Annotated in this window: 4 protein-coding genes and 2 pseudogenes; all 6 read right to left on the bottom strand. The window is 42.5% G+C overall.

All coding sequences use genetic code 11. The annotated features are described in order from the left end of the window. Positions 1 to 206: 206 nt before the first annotated feature. Entirely contained in the window at positions 207 to 3,473 is a 3,267-nt protein-coding gene (locus IM676_RS01370; RefSeq protein ID WP_200987373.1) for a DUF4214 domain-containing protein, read from the bottom strand. Between the two features lie 584 nt (positions 3,474 to 4,057). Continuing rightward, complete coding sequence (locus IM676_RS01375) at positions 4,058 to 5,347, bottom strand: ABC transporter ATP-binding protein (protein WP_200987374.1); 1,290 nt, start codon at positions 5,345 to 5,347, stop codon at positions 4,058 to 4,060. Positions 5,348 to 5,376: 29 nt separating this feature from the next. Beyond that, complete coding sequence (locus tag IM676_RS01380) at positions 5,377 to 6,210, bottom strand: ABC transporter permease (RefSeq protein ID WP_200987375.1); 834 nt, start codon at positions 6,208 to 6,210, stop codon at positions 5,377 to 5,379. 111 nt (positions 6,211 to 6,321) lie between these two features. Next, entirely contained in the window at positions 6,322 to 7,011 is a 690-nt protein-coding gene (locus tag IM676_RS01385; RefSeq protein WP_225880426.1) for a DUF2887 domain-containing protein, read from the bottom strand. Between the two features lie 115 nt (positions 7,012 to 7,126). Beyond that, positions 7,127 to 7,297, bottom strand: a pseudogene (locus IM676_RS19670) (DUF2887 domain-containing protein); the annotation flags it as partial. A gap of 44 nt (positions 7,298 to 7,341) precedes the next feature. Beyond that, positions 7,342 to 7,581 (bottom strand): annotated as a pseudogene (locus IM676_RS01390) (hypothetical protein); the annotation flags it as partial.

Below are 7,581 nucleotides of genomic sequence, written 5' to 3' on the forward strand. Positions count from 1 at the left end.
TTGACTATGGGCAATGATTTTTTACCCTATTTTCCCTGTGAAAATTAACACTCAGTCGGATTTATCCGACTTCAGCTTTCAGACAGGGGTTTCTAACCCCTGGCTGCGGGGGACCTTGACTATAGGCGATCGCTGTTCTGACAAAAAAAAGGCATAAGTTGATTATGCCCTAGAAAAACTTATGAAAAAGGTATGTTCCTATTCATCTACCCAGCAAGAATGAAATCTGCTGTACTTAGAGCCAAGGGACCATTGAGTCGAATGAATAAATCATCTGTGAGATCAGGTGTTTGATTAGTAGCCAGGATGAAAGTGTTACCTCCCAACTGAAAGTAACCAAACCTATCAGCACCTATGAGAGTGGCTGCATTATTTGCAGCATCCGCCACATTCGCACCCGCAGGGGTAACTAGTCCTGCAAAGTCATCTGCAGTAAAGTTTAATGCTCTCAGGTTAATCTGGTCTTGTCGTGTTGCTGCAGCTCCTCCTACTCCCGGGATTGCTACCGTAAAGTCGGTAATAATATCAAAAGTTACTCTGTTCGAGTGAGCAGCAGATGTATAAATGAAGGTGTCATTACCACCACCACCTGTTAAAGTATCGGCACCAGCGCTACTTCTGAAAGTGTCATTACCATCACCACCTGTTAAGGTGTCATTAAGAGCAGTACCAGTAACTGTTAACTGTCCAGTATAGGCGGGTCCAACAGCAGCACCAGTTAACGGATCAACACCAGACCCATTAATTGTGATACCTTGGCGAGCATTTTCTGGCAGTGTGGGGGCTGCTATGATCAGGTTTCTGTCCTGATTTCCATCTCCAACTCCATCTGCCGCCCTTCCTGATCCGATAACATTGATAATTAACCCCTCGTTACCATATTCTAGGGTATCAATTCGATTGGGAGTGGTGCTTACACTGGTATTATTATTCCGGTCAGAGACTAAAGTCAGATTTCGGATGTTTTGATCTAAGGTTAAGTTAACCCGTTGCTGTGCTCCTTCAAGGGTTAATTCCCCTATATTATCTAAGCTAATTCGATCATTTTGATCAGCACCTCTGAGGGTAACATCACCTGCTGGAGCTGTTGGAGTTACAAATTCAAAGCGGTTAATACCGGTGATTTGCCCAGCATCTGCGGTCAATGTGGTTCCATTCAAGCGCAGGATTTCAATACCTTGAGCACGGTTATTGATGACAGCAACATTAGTGGGTAGTTGAGCATTACCTGTAGGTGTCAAATCAGCCAGAATGTTAAGAGCTGCACCTTGTCTAAGTTCTAAAGTATCTGTTCCGTCGCCACCTTGGAAAGTTCCGTTGCGCCCAAAGAATCGCCCTGCATTGAATATGAATGTGTCATCTAAGGCGGTACCAGTGGCATTCAAGTCCGCAGTGAAGTTTCTAGCATCAATAGTAACACCGTCTTCAGCATCTTCTGGAAGCTCAATTCCCCTGATGGTTAAAGCTCTCTCTTGAGTTCCCAGAGCATCAGCCCCTGTTGGACTTGTTAAAACGTTAATTCTTAATCCATCAACATCAGATACTAGTCTGGTAATAACATTTCTACCGGCAACAGTAGCATTATTAAATCTGTCAGAGGTTAAATTCAGAGTTGCAGGTGAGTTTTCTAAGGTCAAATCAACACTTGCTTGTGCTGCTCCTCGGAGGTTTAATGTCCCTGTACCATCTAGGGTGAACCTATCATTAGCAGCAGCATTGCTGAGGTTGACCGTGTTAGCGGCAAACTCATATCTGTTAACAGCAGTAATTCTGCTAGCGTCTACTGTAACAGTAGGTACGTTACCACCCGGATTTCCCTGCAAGCGCAAGATTTCAATACTCTGAGCCGCGTTAACAGCATTGAGTAAAGGAGCGTTGGTGTTGTTCATAACAACAGCAGCATCACTTCTCAATACTAATGTATCTGTACCATTACCACCATTAACTCTGTCCTGAGTATCAAAGTTAGCAAGCACAAACCCAATAGTGTCATCACCGGAACTACCTGTGAAGTTAACCCTACCGTTATTAAAGGTTAATTCTACACCGCCACTGTTAGCTGAGGCATTAACAGTTGTCTGTGCAGTGCGGTTTAAGGTAATTTCGCTGGTAACTTCTAGCCTTGCATCCCCGCTAATATTGATGTTTCTGACAGATGTGTTTTCTCCGTTTGGTAGTAGAGGACCAAATACAGGAAGGGTCGTAATTCTGTTCACCCCATCCTCAAATTCACTTTCCGACCTCAGGTTAACAGTCTCGACCCGATTACCTTGTATTTCCAGTTGTGTGGAAGAATCAGTCATGGAAACAGCCGCAACCGTTCCATTACCAAAGTTACCAGTGATACGACGATTGGTGACGACATTATCAATATCAAGTTCAATATCCCGTAGTCCGGCGACGGTCAAATTGCCTTGAGGATTAAACTTGACAGTGACTTTTTCCAGACCTGAACCAGCCGCAGGGCTAAAGTCAATATTTTCGCCTCGAGCGTTGATTAATTCAACGTTTTCAACACCTCGGAGAGTGGGCAAAACGCGATCAGCGTTATAATACTTGAAAGTATCTGTACCACCAGGTCCACCATCAATCCTGTCCCCTACTTGAACAGTGGCGAAAAATTGGTTCCCATTGTCCCCAATGAACACGTCATTACCACTAGTACCTACAAGATTTTCATTAGGGCTGGTGGTCAGGGTAAAGGGTGTTTGGAAGTTATCAGTCAGACCTTGAGCAACGACTACCTTATTGTTCAAAACCTCCCGATCTCGACTATCGGCACCAGCAGCCTCTAATATTTCTAGAACAACTTCCGCTCTGGAGGAATTGTTGATTCTTTCAACCCAAAAATTCCTACCTCCCTCGTCTGTAGCGCGTCCGAAAGCATTACTGTAGATTAACTCCACAAATTCACGGTTAATCAACCCGGTATATTTTTCTTGCGCCTCTTGGGAACCGATAATACTGGCGGTGATATCAGCGATAGATTTACCTTCATTCAGCTGAGAAACCCAAAAAGCTTGACCCCCCGCATCTGCGGCTCTACCCAGCAATGTTACATAAAGGGATTGCACAAGTGAGCGATGGGTCTCATTCTTAGCAGTTTCAACTCGACGATTTAAAACTTCTCTATCAGCAGGTCCTGCTGAAGCAATAATATCACGGACTACTTGAGCTCGTGTATCTACGGTGGGTGATGCGCCTAACCTCCCGACCCAAAAAGCTTTACCACCTGAATCTGCTACCCGACCAAAGGCGTTGCTGTAGATAAACTCAATAAATTCACCAGGGGTAAAACTAGCAATTCTTGCTTGTACTGCTGGTGAATTAGTCAGTTCTGTGGCGAAGGTTGTGAGAGGAGACAGACCGAGATTTAACCGCCTCGTCCAAAATGCAAAAGCTTCTCGTTCTGCTCCTCTACCAAGGAGGGCAACATAGAGGCTTTGGATGTTATTGATATTTTCGACTGTCATAACTTGGGATTTTCACTCCTTTGAAGTTGGATACTACGCAACATCACACCAGTAAAAAGAGACACTCTAATGTAAGTTCCCCTACATACAGCTTATGTTGTTAAACCATACCAAAGCATTATTTGGGCGAAAGTATAATATAATGCCAAGACATATGATCCAACATTTTGGTTTTGTTTGTCATCCATCTAAAGATAGATATTCAAACTTTTGTTTGTTCTTGTCATCCATCTAAAGACTGATATTGATTGAATACTTGTGATTTAGTACCTATGTCCATGGATCGGGATGAAAAATCCCCGAAACCTAGGTAAAATATGGATATTAGATATTAATGTTTTTCTGAGTAAAGGTGTAGGATCTTATTTTTTCTCATTTGTCATCTATCTTTAGATAGATTTTTTAATACTCCTAGTCATAATTTACCCCATGAAAAAATGAAAATCCTTCTTGATTACCTCTAGAGGTAATCAAAAAGGATGAGATGAGAGGTTGTTTGATCAGTTTTCAGCCATAATTCTCATGATATTTCCCTCCCCCAGGGGAGGGTGAGGGAGGGGTAAAACAATATTTGAGACCTGTAACTATTCTTTCTTTCCTAGTTCCACAGGGTTTTGGCAAAGATTGAACCTAATACAAGATTGTAAATCTATCAAGCCATCACAGGAACTACCGTTATGGACTTCAAAAACTAGCAGTTCATCCACCCAGTCATAACTTACCCCTGTTTCGGAATGTATACCCACAGTAATCGTATAAACTCCCCTATTCATCAAGCAGGGAACTTGAAACACAACTTGCAATTGTTGATTTTCTTGAATATCCGGTAATTTAATCTGCTGTAAGTGGGTGTTAGTACCATAAATTACCAACCCCATGAGATTTCTTAAAGATATACCAACAACTAAATCAGAAAGTTCCCCTTGAGCTAGGATTAATATACTAATTTCAAAACTCTTACCCGTCTCTAGTTTGGTAACTGCTTCACCCTGGTAATCCAGAATAGTTACCTCTTGAATTACTGCTAGCTGATTACCATGCCTACTTACACCATCATGATGATTATTTTGACTGATATGATCAGGCTGGTCAACTAATTGGGCGCTCTGGGTGATTCTGGTTTCAACTGCCGGTTGATCATCTGCGCTTAATAAAGCAATATAATGGTTAACCACATCATTAGGAGTACCTATTTCTAGCATTCTGCCACAATTCATCAATATAGCGCTATGACATAACATTTTCACACTACTGGCATCATGGGAAACAAATAATATAGTTACGCCCTGTTCTTTGAGGTGACGAATTCGCTTCATACAGCGAGCTTGAAACTTTGCATCCCCCACAGCTAAAGCTTCATCTACTATCAAAATACTCGGTTGTGTATGAGCGACTACCGCAAAAGCTAACCTCACCACCATCCCACTAGAATAAGTCTTCACAGGATGCTCAATAAAATCTCCAATTTCCGCAAAAGCTGCTATGTCATCAAACTTCGCTGCTATTTCTTCTCGACTTAAGCCTAAAATTTGACCATTAAAAAATACGTTCTGTCTCCCAGTAAACTCTGGGTTAAACCCGCTACCTAGTTCTAGGAGGGCGGATACCCTACCATTGACAAACACTTCACCTGTAGTGGGGGTGAGGGTTCCGGCGATAATTTGTAAGAGTGTGCTTTTACCAGAACCATTTTGACCAATAATTCCTAAAGTTTCCCCCCGGGGAACCTGTAAATTTATATCCCGGAGCGCCCAAAATTCCTGGGCGTAGTTTTTATTAGGTAGTAGAATTTCCTTAAGCTTATCTACTGGACGAGGATAACGCTTGTAAGACTTGGAGATGTTCTTTAGTGAAATGGCAATTTCCTCACCCATACCATCCTAATTAATTGGTAAAAACTTTGCTACAGGACATCAGCAAAAGCCGGACGCAGCTTTTTATAAACGGTAAATCCAAAACCAAATATAATCAAGGCGACTAAACTAGCAACCCCCCATTCTCCCCAATGTTGCACCTTTCCCACCAAAATTAAATCACGATATACCTCCGCGATGGACGTGAGGGGATTTAGCCAAAATACCCAATTGCGCCACCCTTCGGGAATTGAAGTAGCGGGATAAATAATTGGTGTTAAATACAACCACATATTTAAAACTACCCCCAGGGTTTGGGGAACATCACGCAAAAAAACCGTTAGACCCGCTGCTAAATAACCCAAACCAGTAGTTAGCAGTAATTGGGTTAACCAAACTAAGGGTAACAGCGCCAGGGTAGTATGTAAAGTATGAGTTTGGACAGCTACAAACACAATCAACGCCATCAAACCAAAAGAACTTTCAATGAAAGTAGATAAAATTGGTACCAAGGGTAACAAAGCCAGGGGAAAGACTACCTTCTTAACTAAATTTGGCTGTCCTACCACGCAACCAGCAGACTGGATGAGTCCCCCAGAAAAAGCAATCCAGGGAAGCAACCCCGCAAATAACCACAATCCAAAGGTAAAATTATTTTCCGGAAGGCTAGTGAGGCTTAACTTGACCCTCAAAACAATGGAAAATACGTAAGTATAAATTAGCAACTGTGAAAGCTGATTTACCAATGGCCACAAATTCCCCAGGATTGACCCCTTATACCGGGCTTCTAAATCTCGTCTGACTAGGGTTCTGAGTAAATCCAACTTAGCCCTGAACTGCTGATTTATTGGCAGTATACTCCTCAGCTTCCCTGGGTGTCCCATAATTCCCACTCATTAATCCTTACTCATGACTGATTACTAATAGCGTTTTCTGATTATAATGCTTAACATACCCGACTTCTGTTAGAAATCGGGTATCTGACTAATAATAAACTACAGATGAGACTGTAACCATATTTGCAAATCAGCCACAGTGGTAAAGTCCAGCAAGTCCTCACCCAAAGCCTCAATCTGTGATAAAGATAACCCCTGTATCTGTGATCCACACTGGGGGGAAACCTCACCCAAACGACGATTTAATAACCGCATCACCAAAGATAAAGCTTCCTGTGTGCGACCCTGTTCCAGACCTTGTGTGCGACCCTGTTCCAGACCTTCTTCCAGACCCTCTTCCTTAGCTTCCCGTATAGCTCTAGGTTCCACTAAATCCAATCCCAACATAGAGACAATTTCCTCTCTACTTAAGTTTGTAAACTTGTAAATAATAATTGTCGTCACTAAATCTATTATGGCTGTTTGTGACTCTTGCTGTGCTTGTGTGAGTAAAAACCTGGCGGTGTCTATAGCTTCTGTTCCTTCCTTCACAGTCAGCAACATCAACCCTAAGCCCAAACTTTGTTCCTCCACATCCCCCAACTCATCTAAATAGATTCGGTGTACTTGTCCTCCCAACAGTAGGGAACGATGAATGTTTAAATTACTAGGTTCTAAATTCCGAGAGCCAAAAATAATCACCCCTACCCAGTCATCATAACGAATCGAGTGACGGTATAAAAACAGAGATAATTCCGAAAAAAACCGAAAATACAAATCTTCATCTTTTTGAAACTGTACCTCCGCCAAAAATACTATAGCAGGGGGCAGGGGGCAGGGGGCAGGGGGAAGCCTTGAAACGCTTGAATTTCAATGGTTTTATCTTCTGTTTGTGTCCTAACCACCTTGGCGGTTGCTATACTTGAGAATCTGCATCATCCGGGGGTAAAAATACCCCATCAATGCGGAAGGAAGTTTCTTTGACTTCCACAGACTCAAACTGATAATTAGTAGCTCCTGGGGGTGGTTCCACTAGTTCAAACAATAAACCGGGAAATTGCTTAAATAGTTTGTAAAAAATAGAATCCCGTCTCATGGGTGGTTTTGATATATTTATAGGTGTAAAGGCTCCAAGTTTACCTAGGGTGGAATAATATCATGTCCGAATAAACTATCCGGGTCTATGCCTTGGGATCTCAGATACTTTTCGAGTCTATCAGCCCGTAGGCGTTCTTGTTCGGCCCGTAGGCGTTCTTGTTCCGCTAAATCTGCTAATTCTGTAGGTATGAGTAACTTAGCTCCCGTATCTAAACGATAGAACCGTAACAGTTCCCCTTCTGCTTCTAACCGCAATTGCAGAGGTTGACATATGCGATCGCT

The organism is Anabaenopsis elenkinii CCIBt3563, assembly GCF_015245355.1.
Classification (GTDB): domain Bacteria; phylum Cyanobacteriota; class Cyanobacteriia; order Cyanobacteriales; family Nostocaceae; genus Anabaenopsis; species Anabaenopsis elenkinii.